Consider the following 14,083-nt stretch of genomic DNA (forward strand, 5'->3'; position numbering starts at 1 on the left):
CTCCCACCTCAAAATTTGGCTGGAGCAAAGAAGTTATGTGGGAGATCAACTGCCCGTAAACGCCCTATTGGTGAAGGCTAATAATCAGCGGGGGATGAACAAAACCCCCACTGATTAAAGTTTCACTTTATAAATTGTGATTTGATTGTTTCGGTTGTAATAAAAATAATGCTAATCCAATGAAAATAAGTAGAATTCCTAGTCCTTGCTGTAAAGAAATTGTTTCATCTAAAATGAAATAGGCTAAAATACAAGTTCCAATTGTCTCTCCTAAAATACTCATCGAGATAACAGTAGCGCTCATCCATTTTAATAACCAATTAAAAATTGTTTGTCCTAAAATCGTTGCAATGAATGCAAGACCTATAAAGGACCACCATGTTTGTGCAGTGTAATTGAAGAAAGATGATTGTTGTGTGTAAGCAAATATACCGAGAAAGAGTGAACTACTGCCATAACTAATTACCGAGTACGGTATTAGGGATAGGTCTTTACGAACATATTGACTAATGAAAAAGTAAGCTGTTATGACGCCAGCAGCAATAAAAGCTAAAATATCGCCGTATAAAGCCTCGCCACTAATTTGAAAATCTTGCCACCCAATCACGATACTTCCTGAAATTGCAATAAGGCGGCCTATAATCGCACCTTTCGTAAACCGTTCCTTAAATAAAAAATAACCACCGACCATTGAAAATAAAGGTTGCAACGTTACGATAACTGTAGAACTTGCTATGGAAGTATACTGTAATGATTCAAACCATAGTACATAATGAGCTGCTAGAAATAATCCAGATAAGAGTCCAAATCCCCATTGCTTTTTTGATAATGAGCGAAGTTCGCTTCGATTGTTTGTATTAAATATTAGAAACGGTAAAAGAATTACCGTAGCAAACAATAATCGATAAAAAGCAGTGATTGCTGCAGGGGCATCGGCTATTTTTACGAAGATAGCTGAAGTAGATAAGGCGAACACGCCAAAAAATAAGATGAAATATGAAAGAATAGATGATTTCAAAGTTTCTCCCTCCGATTGGTTGTTTATTATAATGAACTGTATATAATATAATGTACAAAAGTTAGTATATAAGCCTAAGATGAAATAAGGAAGGATTAATTGCCACTGTTTAGTATGTCAGCACAAAAGGGACAAAAGATGTATTATGATGGACGAAAGGAAGTTGTAACAATGATTCATTATCGGCTAGGTCAAACTGTTTTAAGTTATCGTAAGAAAAATAATATGACAATTCGTGAATTTGCTGATTATGCAGGAATCAGTACTTCACTTATTAGTCAAATTGAAAGAGGACATGCCAATCCTTCTTTAAATGTATTGGAATTAATAGCGAAAGCATTAAATGTACCGCTGTTTACTCTTTTTATTAATGATATCGATACAGACTCACTTATTTCTAAGAAGAAAGATCGGAAAAAAGTATATCGAGAAAATAATGATCATATTGTTTATGATGTGTTAACACCAGATTTTATGAAAGCTCGCATTGAAATGTTAATGATGGATTTAAACGGATATGCAAATACAACAGAAAGTCACTATTCCCACGAAGATAAGGAAGAAATTGCAGTTGTAATGAAAGGGGAAGTGTATGTGGAATTGGAAGGGAATGAATATTTTTTAGAAGAAGGAGATGTTGTGCGTATTCCACCGAACGTGAAACATAGATTTTTGAATAAGAGTGATGAAATGAATCACATCTTATTTGTATTAACACCTTCGTTAAGCTAAGGAAGTAGCTTAAGGATACATACTAAGTGGTAACATAATAGAAAGTATCAATTACATAAAGATTTGCGTGTATAATAAAACAACTATCTATAAATACATACACATTTGATTTTCACTTTGTATGTTTAAGAAGATGAGAGATTTGACAAAAAAATAAGATAGTTCCATGACTATCAAACCAAATAATTCAGATAAACAAAGAGTGAAAATTTTTAAGGCTTTGGCAGGAGTAAAACGAGAAATTGTTCGTTATTTATTTCATAATCAAAACAAACACAATTGTGGAAGATTGAGACTGCATTAGGGATGAATAAGTATCATCTCAAAATATTATTAGAAGCAAATTTAATTCTTGTTGAGCGACAGGGGCAATTTTAATTTATAACTGTAAAGGAGGAAACTTTTCAAGAGTTTTCACCTGGCTTTTTGCCGACTTTGTAGATGCTAAAAAACCATTTTTATTAGGGTTTAGAGGGGATAAGAGAGATGGGAAATATAAGTGTATTAAAAGATGGGCTTTCAATTATATCTCAATGTAAAAAAGAAACAAATGATATTTGGCATGCACATTTCGGAGCAGCTGCCATTGCTAGTTATTTTTTTACGAAAAACAATAACATTGATGAAAAAACTGCCTGTAACATTTATTCTCAAGCGAAAATGATGCTCCATAAGCAAAGGTTAGGCGAAACAATTGATAATAAACAAGGTGTCGATTATCAAAGTGCTGAAGAAACGATAATTAAATCTTTGGAACAAACGATTGATGAACTCCATTGGGTTGGTCATAATGTAATTTACGCTTCTTTAAGTTTACTAGCCATTAAGGAGTTAAGTCATTGGGGGAGTGAGCAAGATATTAATAATATAGCAAACCTTATATTATCGTTTCAAAAAACAATTCCCGGTAGATCTTGGATTGGTTTTACAACTAAAGAAGTAAAGCAACTAATTATAAATAATGAGGAGATTCAAAGCGAAATTAAAAACCCAAAGCAATTATCTAAATTTATTTTAAATGAATTATCTGAACTTAATGTTATATAAGGCAGAATCACATCACGATTTAATTGGTCATATGCTTACCTTCTCACATGCGATTAATATATTATATGACTTAGGGCATATAGAATTATTTCAACGAGGAATAAAACCACTATTAAAGCTAGTTTATGTACTTAGAAAAAGTCGCAATTTAATGCCGAATGCCCAAATAATATTGAATTCTCCTGTAGATCGTTTACCTCTTACAAAAGCAAAACAAGTTGATACACTTCCGCTAGATAATGCATTTTGGCTTAAAGACTACAGCGAATTTAATTGGGATTTTGGGCACATATTTAAATTTTCATATAGTTATTTTGATCACTTAACAAGGGTTCCAGAATATAAAGATAAAACATTTGAGAAATTCTGTTGTATTATTAATGAGTAAAAGTGTCTAACTTTAAATTAATAGTAAATGGTACACATTCATAAACTAACATATTTATAAAAAATGGTAGAAAATTATAATGACCTGTAATAATAGGCTTAGTTTAAGTCTCTTTTTTTGTTAGTAGTATATTGTTTTTTCAAATATGTAAGATTTTACATTAGCATGAGACTTTTACTTATTATGTAAGTAGGCTATACTAAAATACATATATTTTGAAATTGGAGCGAATAAAGACGACATGGAATTAGTGAAGTTAGAAAAAATAATTGAATTGAAAAAAGAAGAATTATTGAATCTAGTCTCAAATTATGGACTTCAACATGAAAAAGTAATAGCACTCAGCCAAGAAATTGACAAATTAATAAACTGGTTTATGTTTTTAAAATAGAAAGAACTATGACGTGAGTTGAATATGTTATAGTTCTTTTTTATTCATATATATTGTCTAATTTCTTACAGAATGCGCAAGCTGCTAGTCGACTATGATAATTTTTGGTTATAATAATAAAGGAATTATTAATTGTATCGGTTAGGGGCGCAGCAAATATGAAAACAGTCGTTGTCATCGGTGGAGGTATTACTGGACTTTCTACTATGTTTTATTTAGAAAAATTAAAGAAGGATTATAATATAGATTTAAATTTAATCCTTATTGAGAAAGAAGAGTATTTAGGTGGTAAAATCCACAGTGTGGAAGAAAATGATTTTATTATGGAATCTGGAGCAGATTCTATTGTAGCTCGTAATGAACATGTTTTGCCGCTTGTAAAAGATTTAAATTTAGAAAATGAAATGGTATATAACGAAACAGGTATTTCTTACATATACTCTGATAACATATTACATCCAATTCCTGCTGACACTATATTTGGGATTCCTATGAGTGTTGAATCATTATTTAGCAGTACGCTAGTCTCAAAAAAAGGGAAAATCGTTGCTTTAAAAGATTTTATTACGAAAAATAAGGAGTTTACAAAGGATACATCACTTGCTGTATTTTTAGAAAGCTTTTTAGGGAAAGAATTAGTGGAAAGACAAATTGCACCTGTGCTTTCAGGTGTATATTCTGGTAAATTGAAGGAGCTTACAATGGCATCTACGTTACCATATTTACTTGAGTATAAAAATAAATATGGAAGTATTATTAAAGGTTTTGAAGAGAATAAAAAACAATTTCAGTCAGCAGGAAATAAAAAGTTTGTATCATTTAAAAGTGGACTATCTACGATTATTAATCGCTTAGAAGAAGTGCTGACGGAGACTGTCATTAATAAAGGTGCTGTAACAACAGTGATAAGTAAAAAAGGGGATCGGTATGAGGTTTCTTTTGCAAATCATGAGACAATACAAGCTGATTATGTCGTTTTAGCAGCTCCACATGATATCGCACAAACGTTATTACAGTCTAATGAGTTAAATGAGCATTTTAATAAATTTAAAAATTCATCGCTTATAAGTATTTACTTAGGTTTTGACATACTAGATGAACAACTACCGGCTGACGGCACAGGTTTTATCGTAACGGAAAACAGTGATTTACATTGTGATGCTTGCACATGGACAAGCAGGAAGTGGAAACATACATCTGGTAAACAAAAGCTATTAGTAAGAATGTTTTATAAGAGCACTAATCCAGTATATGAAACGATCAAAAGTTATAGTGAAGAAGAATTAGTACGAGTTGCTTTATATGATATTGAAAAGAGCCTCGGAATTAAAGGTGAACCGGAAGTAATTGAAGTTACAAATTGGAAAGATTTAATGCCGAAATATCATTTAGAACATAATCAAGCTGTTCAATCATTACAAGAAAAATTGGCCGTGCTTTATCCTAATGTATACTTAGCTGGTGCTTCATATTACGGTGTAGGAATTGGTGCTTGTATTGGAAACGGAAAGAATACTGCCAATGAAATAATTACGACATTGAATGAACAGTCAAAATAATAATATTGAATACATATGTAAATAAAATGTCCCTCCAACATAATGGAGGGACATTTTATTTGTAATTATTTCACATTAATTGCAATCTTTTTATGATTGGCTTTATTCTCTTTAATAGTTAATGTTATTTTTCCAGATTCTTCAAAGGAATACGGTGAGAGCCGATAAAGTTCTTTAATACTATGTTTTTCTTTTAATTTATTTGTAGGAATTAATGTTATATTAGGCTTCCATGTTTCCTGTTTGCCTGAAGGGTAGTCTACTATTATTTCTGGATTATTTAATTGTATTGTTTCCCAAGAGACAAAATACAGTTCAACTTCTGTATCTTTTTTTAGTAATTCTTCTGAGAAATAACCAAACTCACCAACATTACCAAAAACAGTGAAATTTTGATTTTGCAATTTAATATCTAAATATCTAGGTTGATATGTTGCTGCGTGATACATTCCGTATGAAAGAGAGAGTGTAGCAGCGATTAATATACCAACTGAAAATGTCTTAAAGCTATTTCCTTTAAAACTTGTCATCATAAATGAGTTTGGTGTGAATTTTTTTGCGAATAAAAAAATGAGTAAAATGAGCAAGAGGGATAAGCCAATGAAAATATACATAAAGTTTAAGCACCTCCGTAAGAAATATTTACTGTTTTTCTATATTTTAACATGAGAGGGTATAAATTAGGGGTGGTTTTTAGAGGGGAATTAATAAATACAACGAAGTTATATATTATTAATAGGATAAACATCGCTAGAAATATTTGATTTGTGGGACATTAAGGACATTCCTAATTATAAATACTTTTTCTGCTATAATAAATGAGTAGAGAGAAAGGAGTGATCCTATGGTATTTCCTATGTTAGAAACAGAACGCTTGCGCTTAGTTGAAATAGAACAATCTTATTGTCAAAAAATATATGAAATATTCTCATTAGATGAGGTAACGTGTTATTACGGTATGAATTCTTTTACTGAGTTTGGACAAGCTTCACGTATGATTGAATCTTTTTCAAAAAATTACTTTGAGAAAAAGGCAATGCGTTGGGGGATTGTATTAAAAGACACAAATAATTTAGTAGGAACAATTGGATTAAATAATTTACAACTTTGGAGTAAACGCTCAGAGATTGGATATGATTTGCATCCTCGTTATTGGGGGAATGGTTATGCTTCTGAAGCAGCCAGGGAGATTATTACTTATGGATTTCGAGATTTAGGCTTATTTAGAATTGGAGCTATTACATATCCTGAAAATATAACTTCGTGTAATATGTTATCTAAATTAGGTTTTCAACAAGAAGGGCTGTTACGTGGATACATTCATCAAGGAAATAAACAACACGATGCATTAATGTATTCTATTGTACGAACAGATGTAGAGGATATTCATTATTAATAAAAAAGCCCCTCTTATTTAAAATAAGAGGGGCTTGTAAAAATCAACCTATTTTAGGTAATAAACGTTCTCCGCTTTTCATACTACTTTTACATAAAGGGCATTTAGGCTCTTCTTCAAATGAAAAGTTCTTTCTCATCCATCCTAAACAATCCTCTGATTCACATTCCCAAACAGGGGTTTGTTCTGGTGGTACTTCTGCTACATCGTTCTTTCGATTGCGATACATGTAACCACTCCTTTTATGTAAAAATTTTTAGTTATATATTAAAAAGGTTGTTAACCGAGCTGGTAACAACCTTTTTATTGATTGAATTATAGCTTTACAACGTTTTTAGCTTGAGGTCCACGGTTACCGTCTTCAACTTCGAAGCTAACTTCTTGACCTTCGTCAAGAGATTTGAAGCCGTCGCCAGTGATAGCTGAGAAGTGAACGAATACGTCGCTACCGTCTGCAACTTCGATGAAACCGAAACCTTTTTCGCTGTTAAACCATTTTACTTTACCTGTTAATGTCATGGTAATGCCTCCTAAAATTTAAAAAGATTACAATATGATCGGCCTTATTCGATTGAAAATAAAAGTTCACATATTATCAAAAATCCATAAGGAGTAAAAAACATTCCTGATTGATACTTGATAATATGCAAAGAAAGTATAGTGCTAAATTGACCTTAATTACTATCTTACAACAAATGGTGGGAAATAGCAAGTGCTGGTAATACCAGCGAATGAATTGGGTGATACTGGTAAAAGGCACGGAGACATCTCTTTTATTTATATATTATTCCTAATCTGAATTTATTCTAAACAGAAATCATTTATTTTTAAAAATATGTTTAAGGGAAATGATATATATTTTAAGAATACAGATGATTACAATAATAAGGAGGATAGAATATTGCTAAATAAACAATTTAAAATAATTGAAGCAGCAAAAGAAGGAAGAAGAAAAGTTCATCCTATTTTCGCTGTTATACTTGCAATTGTATTTTTAACTTTAGGTGAATTTTTCATGTTGTTTATGCTGTTTTTACCGAAAGCAGATACATCATTTGTAAAGGCAATTTATAATAATATTGAGATGATATTAACGTTTGGTGGGGCTATATTTTTTATTTTTTTATGGATTAGGTTTGTAGAGAAAAGGTCATTTTCATCCATTGGTTTTTGGAAAGTGCAATGGATGAGAAAGTATTTGAGAGGTGCGTTAATAGGATTTGTCTTCATTTCAATACCAGTAATTGTACTTGTATTAACAGGTACTGTAAAACTACAAACGCAACAAATTACGGCAACCGCCATATTTGGTATTGTAGGATCTTTAATTGCTTTTTTAATACAAGGTGCAACGGAAGAAATTATTGTACGAGGCTGGTTGTTTCCAGTTATTTCTGTTAGAAGTCGTATATGGGTTGGGATTATAGTGACGTCCTTTTTATTTGGTTTTCTTCATTTACTTAATCCAGGTATTACAATTCTTTCAATATCGAATATAATATTAGTTGGTGTATTTGCAGCTTTTTACGTATTAAAGGACAGTAGTCTTTGGGGGATTTGTGCATGGCATTCCATTTGGAATTGGGCACAATATAATGTCTATGGTTTTGCAGTTAGTGGCATGACGATATATTCAACACCACTATTTAAACCTGTAACAAATGGGTCAGAAGTGCTTCATGGAGGCTCATTTGGTATTGAAGGTAGTATCATTACAACAATAATGCTTTCTATCGCTTCAATCGTTTTATGGAAACAGTTATGGGGGCGAAAAGTGAAACAACGAGATATTAGCTAATGAAAGAGGGAGAAAATATGGGGATTGTAGCGTTTGAGGGAGCGAGCGCTGTTGGTAAAAGTACAACATGTCGTGAATTAGAAAAAAATTACGGTGCATTTATTATACCTGAAGTTAATCTATTATTTGAAAGACCAGAAAATGAACATAGAACATGGTATTTTGAAAAACAAGTAGAGCGCTGGAATATAGCAGTGCAGAAGTCGCAGCAATATGAGTTAGTAATACTCGATGGTGATATTTATCAGCCACTTAGTTATAATTGGTGTTTCCATTTTGATATATTTAATCAGCCGTTATCTTTAATAGAAAACTTTTATAAAGAAAAGATGATAAATAGAGAAATTGGTTTTCCAGATCAATATTTTTATTTGTACACGAATGATGAAGAACTTAGAAAACGAAAAGAATTTGATGAGACGAGAAGCAGAAGAAATTTTGAAAAACATTTACATATATCAAAACCGTTGCAGCGTTATTATGGAAATTTAAATACCGTCACAGACGGGTACTGTAAATTGATTGAAGCAAAAAGTATAAAGTCGAATGAATTAGAAATTGTGAAAAGTTTAAACAGCTTAAACATGTGTGAAGAAAGACGTTTTGATGTTTCGAGGTTAGATGCTATTACGGAGTGGTTAAAAGAGAATCGAGCATAAAGTAAAAACAACGAGTGTTTTAGAAGGCGCTCGTTGTTTTTTTTGTTTCCATATAATATAAAGGGAAATTTTGTAGAATATCTTTATTTTTTAACAGAATAATCTTTCAATTTCACGAAAAAAGAAATACAATATAAGGAAATATATATAAATAATATGATAGGGGATGGGATGAACTATTTTGAATGAAGGAACTGTTTTATATAAGAAATAATGAGGTAGTAAGAACAGAGATATTTGGGAGGAAACAAGCAAGATGAAAACATTATTTAAAATCATAGGAATTATAGCTGGTATGGCGGTAATCGGGGTAGGTGTAACGTATGGTATGCTGTATTATCTGAATAATAGTAAACCAGCTGCGAAAAAGGCATCACCAGCCGCTCCGGCAGTAGAAGTGCTAGCTGATAGTAATGTAAAAGCTGAAGATGCAAAGCTTTTAGAAAATGGCAATCATTCATTGCCGAATAGTGGTTTTAATAAAAATTTCAAATGGACAGATGAGAACATACAGACAGCATTACATGAAATGGCACATCAAAAAACAAAAGCTGATCAAAAGTGGGGCTATATTTTTATTACACAAGAACGTGTTGAAAGTTTACTTGAAATTATAAATAGTAATGATGTTGCACAAAAAAGTACATATGTGGATATTTTAGAACGATGGAAACAAGGAAAATATGAAAAGGTTGATGTGGACCACAATAAGATTTGGAAATTGCAAAGTGGAAATTTAGGAGAAGGGAAAGGAGTAATGTCAGAAAAGGAGCAAAAAGAATTAATTAATCAAGTTTTTATACAAAAAGGTACATATTCAGGTAGTAAATTAATTGCAGGTGAGGTACAAGCTAATAAATAATATACATATTGATTTTGAAACACCTTTACTGTTATGAACACAAATGTTTTAACAAAAATGAGTAATTGCTTTTTAGAGCAGTTACTCATTTTTGTTATTACTCGCTTACTTTTCTATTCTATTCTCTCTAATAATGTAAGAAACGATTGTAAAACGGGTGATATCCATCTAGATTTATGATAGATTACATGGCTTTGAATGACTGCTGGAGTTTCGATGGGCTGAAAACAGAGTTGCTCTTTTTGACAACTTTCTTGTACAACGATGTAAGGGAGAATTGAAATTCCTAACTCACACATCACAGATTGTTTAATGACTTCAACATTGGAAGTTTCGAATGTTTTAGCGGGAATATTCCCACTTTGACGTAAAAAACGATCTACCATCGGTCTATAGCCGCAGCTTTGTTCAGTAAATATAAATTGAGTATTTTGTAATAAAAGGAGCGGATCAGTGTTTGAAGGGAAATGAGCAGGGAAAATCCATCCAAATGTTTCATTACATAAATTACACGTAATAAAATCATTATGTTCCATACTTTCTCCAATTATGAAAATAACATCTGTTTCTCCTTCACGCAGCTCATTCATTGCTTGTTCGTTTGTAGTTGTTTCCAGTACGATATTTACTTTCGGATTTTCCTGTTTGTAAGTACGTAATAATTGTGGTAAACGATACACTGCTAATGATTCGTTAGAGGTAATTGTTAATGTTCCCTCTAAATTATCACTATTTTGAGGGATTTCTTGCGCTTTTTCATAAATAGCAAGTAATTCTAGGGCATAAGGATGAAATTGATGACCTGCTTTTGTAAGAAGTACTTTTTTCCCTAATCGATCGAAAAGAGGGAGATGTAAATCGTTCTCTAATGCTTTCATATGCGCTGTCACAGTAGATTGAGCATAGCCTAACGCATGAGCAGCTTTAGAAAAACCACCATATTTAACAATCGCACAAAATGTTTTAACATGTCTCATTTCCATAAGTAATCCCTCTTTTATTATCATGATTTGTGAATGATTATATCATGTATTTCAATTTTCCAAATGATTAAATTCTTTATAAAATGAAATTGTAGCAATATTCATTTAAGTGATATTGGAGGAGAAAAGATGATCAAAAAAGGTTATCATGTAGCTGTTGTTGGAGCTACAGGTGCAGTTGGGCAGAAAATTATTGAACTGTTAGAGAAAGAAACTAAATTTAATATAGTTGAAGTTATATTGCTTTCATCAAAACGATCCGCTGGTAAGGTAGTGCAATTTAAAGGACGAGAGATAATTGTACAAGAGACAAAATCAACTAGTTTTGAAGGTGTAGACATTGCATTTTTTAGTGCTGGAGGAGAAGTTTCTAGACAATATGTAAATCATGCAGTTTCTAGTGGTGCAATCGTAATTGACAACACAAGTGAATACCGAATGGCACACGATGTACCACTCGTCGTTCCAGAAGTAAATGCACATACTTTAAGAGAACATAAAGGGATCATTGCAGTTCCGAATTGCTCAGCTCTACAGATGGTAACAGCTCTTCAACCTATTCGAAAATCATTTGGTATAGAACGAATTATTGTTTCAACGTATCAAGCCGTATCAGGATCAGGAATTCATGCGATTCATGAATTAAAAGAACAGGCTAAGTCAATGCTTACAGGTGAGGAAGTGAAGAGTACTATATTACCAGCGAAAAAAGATAAAAAACATTATCCAATTGCATTTAATGTTTTGCCGCAAGTGGATATATTTACAGACAACGATTTCACATTCGAAGAAGTAAAGATGATTCAAGAGACGAAGAAAATTTTAGAAGATCCAAATCTGAAAATGGCAGCTACTTGCGTCAGAGTTCCAGTTGTATCGGGGCATTCTGAATCGGTTTATATTGAACTTGAAAAAGAAGCGACCGTTGCAGAAATTAAAGAAGTACTACTGAATGCACCAGGTGTTATTTTACAAGATAATCCTAGTGAACAAATTTATCCAACGCCATTATATGCAGAGGGTAAAAGAGATACATTTGTAGGTAGAATACGCAAAGATCCGGATACGCCAAAAGGATTCCATCTTTGGATTGTTTCTGATAATTTATTAAAAGGTGCGGCTTGGAACTCAGTTCAAATCGCAGAGACATTGGTGGAAAAGGGGATTATTTAGTATAAATTTATATAAACATTGAAAATAGGAGGATATATGGGAAACCGTTAATTATAATGGTTTCCCATTTTTTACTTAATGAGTATTCTCCTAACTTCAATTTGAATTTAATTTAAGTTAGTTTTTATAGTGTTTTTATAAATATCAATTTTATTTGCAGAGAATTTTAAAAATCTAGGCTCTCCATTAATTGTGAGATAAATATTAATTGAGATTGGCATCTCAACCTTTTTCACTACATCTTCTATAGCAATATACTCATTTTCTTTTTCGTTATAAAAAACAATGGAACTAATTAATACCTCGTTATTTTCAATATCAATACTACACATCATAGGGAATTTCTGATCATTATATATTATTAATTCGCCCAGTACTATTGAACCGTTTAATTCTTCTGTGAAATTTATAGTTTCCACTGGTTTTACCCACGTTTCATCGCACTCTTCATTTTCCTCTTCATCTATTGCCCATTCCCATATCGGGTTTTGTTTCAAGTCTTTAATAGTTAATTCATCAATTGGTTTGCTTTTACTCATATACAATTACTCCTTTCATCCTAATAAATGGATGATTAAAAAATATTCTTTCTTTAACTGAACAATATGGCCATTTGCATCCCTTTGAAATACAAGTTTTCGCATTTTCATAATCAGTTGAACGCCAATAAACAGGTTCAATGTAGAGTTTATTCCATTTGATATTATTTTAACTAGTTTCGAAATACTGTACTCATCCTAATAACCTCTCGAATACTTGTTCTTACAGTAATTTTAACAATGTTTTGAGTAGGTATCAAATAGTTATTAACTGACCTGATTGAAAAGAAAAAAGGATTGTTAATGTATGTGGAAAAGAGCGAAAAACATCAAGAATGAACAAAAGGATTTCGGTATGATATGGATATATTCAATGTGAGGGGGAATTTAAGGTGTATCAAATAAAGGGGTATTTTTCGTCACTAAAAGGAAAATATTATGAAATTGGTAAGCAACAAGGAGAATTCGTAAAGAAACATCCGTATCTCATTCCACAATTTATACAGCAAGAAAATTTAATATGGGATAACCATTGGACAGAATCTAGAAATGTACTAAAACAATATTGTCCAGGAATTAATGAAGAAATTGAAGGCTTTTGCGAAGTATTGAAAATTCCTTCAAGGAATATGATGTAATATTATCAGACACTATTAAAAGCAGGTTGTAGTCATTGTGCAGTATTACTTAAAAAAACTGATTTAAAGCATACATATGTATTAAGAAATTTTGATTTATCACCCAAAATAGATGATATGCGTTTTTGTTCGACGCATGTTGAAGGTGCATATGCACATAGTGGCTTTTCTACTCAATATTTTGGCCGAACAGAAGGAGTTAATGAGCATGGGTTATCTATTACATTTTCAGCATGTGGTCAACCTGTAGGGAATATTGAAGGTTTAAGAAAACCGATGGTAAATGGTTTGCAATGTTTTGCGGTAATTCGAGTAATATTGGAGAAATGTAGAAATACGCAGGGAGCTACATCATTAATAAAAGAAATGCCTATAGCAAGTAATATTAATATAATTGTAGCGGATCCTTTAAACGCAGCACATATTGAAATATTTGACGGGCATAAATCAATAACAACAATTAATGAGGAAAGCCAAGCTTTTATCGTATCAACAAACCATGCAGTCAGTTCACCTATTCAGAAATTAAATAATAGGAAATTAGAACAATCTACAAAAAGATATCACATTTTACATGAGCATTTAAATCGAAATGAGCAGGTGAGCATGGAATCTTTAAAAGGATTGGTAGAAGAAGAATATCCTATCGGGGTGACGGTGCATAATTATGAAGAGTGGTTTGGGACTTTGCATTCTGTATTAATTGATTTACAGGATCGTACATTGAATATTTGCTTCGGATCGCCACTTTTAAACGAGTGGTACTCATTGAAAGTTGGAGAAAGCCTTCCGTTTTCCGAAGTGAATGTGAACTTTAAAAATAAAACTTATGCTGACTTTTGGAGAGAAGAGAAAAATGAAATGACTCCTAAAGATTAAAAAGGAATAAGATGGTAAAAT

General features: G+C 32.0%; 14 protein-coding genes and 2 pseudogenes. 10 read left to right on the forward strand and 6 right to left on the reverse strand.

Annotation, left to right across the window (positions count from 1 at the left end; all coding sequences use genetic code 11):
• Positions 1-127: 127 nt before the first annotated feature.
• Positions 128-1,018: a DMT family transporter gene (locus NSS97_RS12265; RefSeq protein ID WP_341112668.1), complete on the reverse strand. Its 891-nt coding sequence runs from the start codon at positions 1,016-1,018 to the stop codon at positions 128-130.
• 114 nt (positions 1,019-1,132) lie between these two features.
• Here NSS97_RS12265 and NSS97_RS12270 point away from each other — a divergent pair, with 114 nt between their 5' ends.
• The 4 genes and pseudogenes from NSS97_RS12270 to NSS97_RS12285 all read left to right on the forward strand — a co-directional run bounded on the left by NSS97_RS12270 (position 1,133) and on the right by NSS97_RS12285 (position 5,135).
• The gene (locus NSS97_RS12270; RefSeq protein WP_002031957.1) at positions 1,133-1,750 is read left to right on the forward strand and encodes a helix-turn-helix domain-containing protein; all 618 of its coding nucleotides are present in this window, start codon (positions 1,133-1,135) and stop codon (positions 1,748-1,750) included.
• Positions 1,751-2,236: 486 nt separating this feature from the next.
• Positions 2,237-3,185: pseudogene (locus tag NSS97_RS12275) on the forward strand (hypothetical protein).
• A gap of 241 nt (positions 3,186-3,426) precedes the next feature.
• On the forward strand, positions 3,427-3,576 hold the full coding sequence (locus tag NSS97_RS12280) for an aspartyl-phosphate phosphatase Spo0E family protein (protein ID WP_002012842.1): 150 nt from the start codon (positions 3,427-3,429) through the stop codon (positions 3,574-3,576).
• A gap of 158 nt (positions 3,577-3,734) precedes the next feature.
• A complete protein-coding gene (locus tag NSS97_RS12285; protein WP_002168406.1) occupies positions 3,735-5,135 on the forward strand; it encodes a protoporphyrinogen oxidase in 1,401 nt (466 codons plus the stop codon).
• 65 nt (positions 5,136-5,200) lie between these two features.
• Here the strand turns inward: NSS97_RS12285 and NSS97_RS12290 are convergent, their stop codons facing one another.
• Positions 5,201-5,749, reverse strand: coding sequence for a hypothetical protein (locus tag NSS97_RS12290; RefSeq protein WP_107887514.1), 549 nt, complete (start codon positions 5,747-5,749; stop codon positions 5,201-5,203).
• Positions 5,750-5,979: 230 nt separating this feature from the next.
• Here NSS97_RS12290 and NSS97_RS12295 point away from each other — a divergent pair, with 230 nt between their 5' ends.
• Positions 5,980-6,531 (forward strand): GNAT family N-acetyltransferase, encoded by a 552-nt coding sequence (locus tag NSS97_RS12295; protein ID WP_002031946.1) that lies wholly within the window; start codon positions 5,980-5,982, stop codon positions 6,529-6,531.
• Between the two features lie 43 nt (positions 6,532-6,574).
• Here the strand turns inward: NSS97_RS12295 and NSS97_RS12300 are convergent, their stop codons facing one another.
• Together NSS97_RS12300 and cspD are read right to left on the reverse strand one after the other, a co-directional pair.
• Positions 6,575-6,760, reverse strand: coding sequence for a cold-shock protein (locus NSS97_RS12300; RefSeq protein ID WP_000286202.1), 186 nt, complete (start codon positions 6,758-6,760; stop codon positions 6,575-6,577).
• 86 nt (positions 6,761-6,846) lie between these two features.
• Positions 6,847-7,050 (reverse strand): cold-shock protein CspD, encoded by a 204-nt coding sequence (cspD, locus tag NSS97_RS12305; RefSeq protein WP_002012849.1) that lies wholly within the window; start codon positions 7,048-7,050, stop codon positions 6,847-6,849.
• A 382-nt stretch (positions 7,051-7,432) separates the two neighbouring features.
• Here cspD and NSS97_RS12310 point away from each other — a divergent pair, with 382 nt between their 5' ends.
• From NSS97_RS12310 to NSS97_RS12320, 3 genes are all read left to right on the forward strand, one after another.
• On the forward strand, positions 7,433-8,329 hold the full coding sequence (locus NSS97_RS12310; protein ID WP_341112670.1) for a CPBP family intramembrane glutamic endopeptidase: 897 nt from the start codon (positions 7,433-7,435) through the stop codon (positions 8,327-8,329).
• Positions 8,329-8,988: an AAA family ATPase gene (locus NSS97_RS12315; protein WP_107887515.1), complete on the forward strand. Its 660-nt coding sequence runs from the start codon at positions 8,329-8,331 to the stop codon at positions 8,986-8,988. The genes NSS97_RS12310 and NSS97_RS12315 overlap by 1 nt, the downstream gene beginning before the upstream one ends.
• A 256-nt stretch (positions 8,989-9,244) precedes the next feature.
• A complete protein-coding gene (locus NSS97_RS12320; protein ID WP_107887516.1) occupies positions 9,245-9,850 on the forward strand; it encodes a DUF6241 domain-containing protein in 606 nt (201 codons plus the stop codon).
• A 113-nt stretch (positions 9,851-9,963) separates the two neighbouring features.
• On the opposite strand, the gene NSS97_RS12325 is transcribed toward NSS97_RS12320, so the two are convergent.
• Complete coding sequence (locus NSS97_RS12325; RefSeq protein WP_044441709.1) at positions 9,964-10,833, reverse strand: LysR family transcriptional regulator; 870 nt, start codon at positions 10,831-10,833, stop codon at positions 9,964-9,966.
• A gap of 129 nt (positions 10,834-10,962) precedes the next feature.
• Here NSS97_RS12325 and NSS97_RS12330 point away from each other — a divergent pair, with 129 nt between their 5' ends.
• Positions 10,963-12,006 carry an aspartate-semialdehyde dehydrogenase gene (locus NSS97_RS12330; RefSeq protein ID WP_107887517.1) on the forward strand — a complete coding sequence of 348 codons (1,044 nt, stop codon included), beginning with the start codon at positions 10,963-10,965 and terminating at the stop codon, positions 12,004-12,006.
• A gap of 107 nt (positions 12,007-12,113) precedes the next feature.
• Here the strand turns inward: NSS97_RS12330 and NSS97_RS12335 are convergent, their stop codons facing one another.
• Positions 12,114-12,545, reverse strand: a complete 432-nt coding sequence (locus NSS97_RS12335) for a hypothetical protein (protein ID WP_107887518.1) — start codon at positions 12,543-12,545, stop codon at positions 12,114-12,116.
• Positions 12,546-12,937: 392 nt separating this feature from the next.
• On the opposite strand from NSS97_RS12335, the pseudogene NSS97_RS12340 reads away from it, so the two are divergent.
• Positions 12,938-14,062 (forward strand): annotated as a pseudogene (locus NSS97_RS12340) (C45 family autoproteolytic acyltransferase/hydolase).
• The last annotated feature ends 21 nt before the right edge of the window (positions 14,063-14,083 follow it).

The sequence above is a fragment of the Bacillus sp. FSL R12-0074 genome (assembly GCF_038005725.1).
GTDB classification, from domain to species: Bacteria; Bacillota; Bacilli; order Bacillales; family Bacillaceae_G; genus Bacillus_A; species Bacillus_A mycoides.

Coding starts and splice junctions, on each gene's coding strand:
- NSS97_RS12270 (WP_002031957.1), top strand. CDS start 1,133: ATGTCAGCACAAAAGGGACAAAAGATGTATTATGATGGACGAAAGGAA.
- NSS97_RS12280 (WP_002012842.1), top strand. CDS start 3,427: ATGGAATTAGTGAAGTTAGAAAAAATAATTGAATTGAAAAAAGAAGAA.
- NSS97_RS12285 (WP_002168406.1), top strand. CDS start 3,735: ATGAAAACAGTCGTTGTCATCGGTGGAGGTATTACTGGACTTTCTACT.
- NSS97_RS12290 (WP_107887514.1), bottom strand. CDS start 5,749: ATGTATATTTTCATTGGCTTATCCCTCTTGCTCATTTTACTCATTTTT.
- NSS97_RS12295 (WP_002031946.1), top strand. CDS start 5,980: ATGGTATTTCCTATGTTAGAAACAGAACGCTTGCGCTTAGTTGAAATA.
- NSS97_RS12300 (WP_000286202.1), bottom strand. CDS start 6,760: ATGTATCGCAATCGAAAGAACGATGTAGCAGAAGTACCACCAGAACAA.
- cspD (WP_002012849.1), bottom strand. CDS start 7,050: ATGACATTAACAGGTAAAGTAAAATGGTTTAACAGCGAAAAAGGTTTC.
- NSS97_RS12315 (WP_107887515.1), top strand. CDS start 8,329: ATGAAAGAGGGAGAAAATATGGGGATTGTAGCGTTTGAGGGAGCGAGC.
- NSS97_RS12320 (WP_107887516.1), top strand. CDS start 9,245: ATGAAAACATTATTTAAAATCATAGGAATTATAGCTGGTATGGCGGTA.
- NSS97_RS12325 (WP_044441709.1), bottom strand. CDS start 10,833: ATGGAAATGAGACATGTTAAAACATTTTGTGCGATTGTTAAATATGGT.
- NSS97_RS12330 (WP_107887517.1), top strand. CDS start 10,963: ATGATCAAAAAAGGTTATCATGTAGCTGTTGTTGGAGCTACAGGTGCA.
- NSS97_RS12335 (WP_107887518.1), bottom strand. CDS start 12,545: ATGAGTAAAAGCAAACCAATTGATGAATTAACTATTAAAGACTTGAAA.